This window comes from Pseudoalteromonas sp. S1727 (genome assembly GCF_005886375.1).
Lineage (GTDB): Bacteria > Pseudomonadota > Gammaproteobacteria > Enterobacterales > Alteromonadaceae > Pseudoalteromonas > Pseudoalteromonas haloplanktis.
The window spans coordinates 1-5,414 of the sequence record NZ_PNDT01000135.1 but is presented as its reverse complement, the minus strand read 5'-3'; the positions used below and the strand labels follow the sequence as shown (position 1 = coordinate 5,414).

Sequence of the window (5,414 nt, the reverse complement as noted above, 5' to 3'; positions counted from 1 at the left end):
ACCGGCTGTTAAGCCTGTTACCGTTGTTTTTGCTGCACTGCTATCTGCAATAACACCATTGCCTGACCACATGAAAGTAATTTCATCACCATCTGCATCCATTGAGTTTGATGCATCTAAGGTAATAACCTCGCCTTCGGTGATAATCATTTCAGTTGTTGCAACGTTAACTGTTGGTGCATCGCTTTCATTAACCACTGTTAGTGTAAATGTGGTGCTTGCTGCATCAGTTGGGTTTTCAATATCCGAGACCACAACTTGAACTTCGATCTCACCAAAGAAATCTTCCGCTGGAGTTAACGTCACTGTATCGCCATTAACTACATAACTGACATTATCAGCCACAATCGATACTTGGTTTTTCGAGTTAACTTCATCAATGTAGTTAACATCAAAGGTGATCGCTGTTTCTTCTGTGGTGGTCATATCTGCAAGTGGCGCTACGGTAATGTTACCTGGAACCACAATGTCTTTAGTAATCACTTTATCAGCCATTCCAGACATAGATGTTGTAGCTGTAACGGCTAGGGTCTGTCCTGCTGCTGCTGGTAATACCTCAGCCCATGCTGTTACTTCAAACTTTGAAACTTCCGGACCTACATAATCCATACATACAATGTAGCCATCATGAATAACCTCATCTAAGTTATTATAAGCATGATCAACACCTCTATAGCCATTCAATGGACCATATAAATCCCACATACCTTTAAAGCCTTGAATACCAATACTACCTTGGCCATCAGTACTACCAAAATCTAAGTTATCATAGGCATAATAAATTTCGTGCTCATTTTTACCAAAACGTGTAGTGGCATTGAATATAACTTCGAAGTCAAAGCTGTTATCACGTTTATTGTAAGTGTATGTTTTTGTTGTAGAGTCGTACCCAATATCACCATAATCTGATGCATTATCCCATTCGATAATACCCCAACCCGATGAAGTACTCGCCAAGCTGATACCTTCTGAAGTAGACAAATCAACAGACATTGTATCTGCAACCAACACACCTGCATCGTTGCGGTACTGGCCACGCCATAATGGCGCGATAACTTCATTAGGGAAGCGGTTAAATGGTAAGCGGGAGTGCCCAGTTGCCAACATTGGCGCACCTGAGAAATCAATCATCCCCGTACCTTTAATTTGCATAAACGTACCTGGTACATTATTTTCTGCTAAATTATTATACAGGCTAAAGGTATCAAAATAACCACTGAACAACGCATTTAACGAAACCACCCAACCATTGCGATAATCAATTTGACCATTATCTTTAAAGCCACTTAACGATGGGTATATACCGAATTCAGATAAGTTTACATACCCACCAGGGTTACTATTACCTAAGTTTGGTAAGCGGCACATTTCATCAGTAATATTATTGGTTACAATATAATCAGGTGCAATATCAGATGTATCTAGTTGAACGCCAGTAATTACAACCTTATTATCGACAACCTGAACACCAACCTCTTCTTTAGAAGCAAAAACAGTATCAGAAGTAATGCTTAAACCATCTGGAATATTTAACTCAAAGGCAAAATCACGATCAATACCAGAGTTATTAGCCAGTACTTCAAATGTGATTGGAACACGCTCGCCCAATTTTGCTGATGCTTGCGGTACATCAAGGTTAATGACGTCTTGACCACGATCGATACGTAATGGAATAGAACCTATGTTGCCAACATTGACTGCTGATGTGCCTACATCAATCATAGAATAGTAAACAGTATCTGTTTCCATTTCCATATCCCAATCCACTGTCATATCAACCGCTTCAAGCCCTGTACTAGCAGGAATTGAAACATTAATATTATCAGTGAATTCATCTGTCACGACAGCAAATGCGACATCAAAACTCTCTTCTACACCTTCTTCACCTACATCGCGAGAGTTATAAATAACAGCCCAATACTCACCTGACTCTGGGTTATTTATATTACAAAAGTTATTATATAAAATATGGCTGGAAACACATAAGATTTCATCTTGAGGTTGGATCATGCCGTCATTATTATAATCCTTACCAATATAGATATTCGCATTTCCTTTATTATGCGTCCCTTCCAGAGGAGACTCTGCCCCTAGAACTTCGACAGTCAAGCGTTTTGCATTAGCAGGTACTGTAATAAATTTCGTCGCAGTCGCTTCATCTAAGATATCATCGGCATTAACTTCATCAGTGCGGTTCATTGCCCATGGGAAAACTTGATCGTTATCTTTAGGAATTACAAAAGTTTCAACCGTTGCTTTAACAGGCTTATACGCTTTAGCAACAGGGGCTGTGACATTTGGTAAAGTGATATTTGACGCGACATAACGACCAACATCTGAATGCGCTACCGTTTTCAATGATGAAGGTAAATCGCCACGGTCATACTTAAACACCATAGGCCAGCGAGCATCAGAAATATTGCCTTCCTCTGCTGTAAATACCAAGCCACTGTGTAATTCTACCTCTGAATTACTGAACCAGTCTTGGGTATCCATAATAGACGCTTTCACAATAATAGTTTGAGTTTCACCTTTTTTAAGGCTAAAAGTGCTAGGTGTTACTTCAATATTCACGCCATTTTGTGCAGATTGTTGACGAACATCAAAGTTCCAGTTAACTACCTCCTCTTGACTAACAGACCAGGTGCCATCTTCCGTTGCAGTAATCGTTCGGATCCACTGACACTCAGGTTTGCATGAAAAATTAACCAAGTTTGGTAAATTTAATTTATGTGGTGTACCACCATTATACGGATCAGCTGCTAAGAAGTTTTCAGCTGTTTCGTCCATTACAAAACCGGCTTTAGCCGCACTTGCTACGTTAACAAGGCCTGTTCCAGCTCGATACGTTTCAGCTTTATCAATGTCACCATTCGATCTGTTTAGGCGACGATATTGCACAACATTATCTGCTGTCATCAATAGCGCTGATTGTAACTGCGCAGCAGTCCACTCTGGATGAATTTGACGCAGTAACGCCATAGTACCTGCAATATGTGGTGATGCCATTGAAGTACCGCTAATAGCAATGTAATCCTGCCCATTTGGTGTTGGAATAAATGGGTGTTCATCAGAATATGCAGCGTAGATATTCACACCTGGAGCAGCAATCGCTGGGGCTAGAATTTCTTCATTTTTATAAGATGGTCCACGTGAAGAGAAATCAGCTAGCCAATTAGCATCATCAGGATTAATACGACGCTCAATCACTGTTGGCTTAATGGTGATCATATGGCCTTTTTCACTCGAACTATCAACCCAGTCTTCTAAACCTTGCGCAGGTGAAACACCGTTCCACTGATCATAGGTGAAATGTACACTCGGTAATTCATAGCTTTCCGCTACCGTGCCTTGGTCGCTAATTTTATTGTACATAATAAAACCATCAGCACCGCCAGCTTTAATATTGGTCACTTTAGCTGTACGCGCATTGGCCGCAGGATCTGCCGGATCGTGGCGCTGACAAATTACAAATACATTGGTACTGCCATCAGCAGCACCGGGGATTTCACTGCCATCTTTAAAGTAATCAAAAGCGCCTGCCGGATATTCTGTAACACAATAACCACTGCTATCTTTTTCCCCATTAATATCTGCATAGTCTTTTGCCCAAACAACAACACCTGTTATCTCTTCGCTATTTAGTGCTCCACCAACGATACCCGTTTCAGCCCAGCTTGGAACTTCAGAGCCAAGTGCAGGGTCAATAAAACCAGCAAACTCCACTGCAGTATCTACAGCAATTGTACGGCCATGCGTTGTTGCCGCTACTTGAGCAAGCCAAGGAGAAGAATTATCTAGGTAACCAAAACATTCATCGCCACATAGCTGACCATTATTACCAGCTGCTGCAGCAACACTAATACCAGCTTCACGGGCTGCTAAGAATGCTAGCTGTACAGGATCAGCCCACACATTTGAGTCTGCACCACCGATTGAAAAGTTGATTACATCAACACCATCTGAGATCGCATCTTCAATACCTGCAATCAGCGCTTCACCAGGGCAGCCTGAATATTCCGCGCTCGACGGATAACATACTTGATAAGAAATAATATTAGCGTGTGGCGCTACACCTGAGAGTTGTGGAAATAAAGCTTCTTTTAAGATTTTTCCATCAGATTCATCACCATTGCCAGATACCACGTAAGGAACATCATAGAGCACATTACCAGCGGCAGTTGAGGCAACATGAGAGCCATGACCTTGGTAATCCTCACCAATTGCTGGCCAACCAGGGATCATTGCTGAATAAGCGTCTGTAACGACATCATAAGAGCGTACACCGATCAACTTATTATTACATTCAACTAAATCAGCTTCTTCAACACAATCACCAACATAGTTTCCATTGCCAAACGGGTTAACATGCTCGTACCCATCATCTCCCACGGCCGCAAATGAAGGGTGATCTGAGTTAATACCAGTGTCAATAATACCGATGATTTGCCCTTCACCTTTACCTTGAATACCACTAGGTACGCTGCTTCCATCCCAAATTTTATCAGCGCCTATATGAGTAGGACCTTCATCTGATAATAAATCATAGAGCTTTGAACGCATCACAGAGGCAACAGCACCTAACTCTGACACTCGTTGTGCTTCACTTTCAGACATTTTTACTGAAAAGCCGTTCAATGCTTTTGTAAACTGTCTGCGCATCTCAGTTCGACCAGTTACTGATGTGACTGATTGCATCACTGTTTGCTGTTTATTTAAAAGTTGTTTTTGATAGGCAACCACTGCATCATTTGTAGCTTGGCCTTTTTCAAAAATCTTTGTTACACCTTGAGAGCTCAATGTACGCGCTAACGGTGAACTAAAAGTCTGTGCCTCAATTGCAACTGAATTGTCTTTTAATTTAACGATATAAACATGCTCGCCATCAAGGCCTTCTTCTTGGAATTTATTACCTTTAGAGTTTAGTTGCACATTTAAACCATCGTTTTGCATCATTGTTGATGAACTAACAGTATTAAATTGATTAGTTAAATTTTTAATGTCTTCAAAAGTAGCTTGAATTGCTTGAGGTGTATCAGCTGTCACAATTTTAGTATTCGCAGCTTGTAATGCCCCAGCACTACATATCGCTGCTGCAACTGCAACAGATATAGTTTTCAATTTCATAATGTTCCCCTAGATGGTTTTGATAGTTCTTCTATAGCTGCGATAAGCAACTGTTGGCCATATAGTAACCAAAGGCATACTAGGGGTGTGAACATCATCATGTAGCATTTTGTACAAATAATTAACATTGAATTTATATAAAAACCATTTATTGACAATTAAACTATAAATGCGCCTATTTTAAAGTTCGGGGTTTAAAAGCTGAAAATAAAAAAGGGCCCTTCTGGGCCCTTTGTTACATAACACACTTAGGGAAGTGATTAATTACGTTTTACAGTACGACGTCT

1 protein-coding gene is annotated in these 5,414 nt (G+C 40.7%); it reads right to left on the bottom strand.

What is annotated here, in order from left to right:
* Positions 1–5,127, bottom strand: a 5,127-nt coding sequence (locus CWB85_RS20805; protein WP_138555925.1) for a S8 family serine peptidase, incomplete at its 3' end; no start/stop codon positions are given.
* Positions 5,128–5,414: the final 287 nt, after the last annotated feature.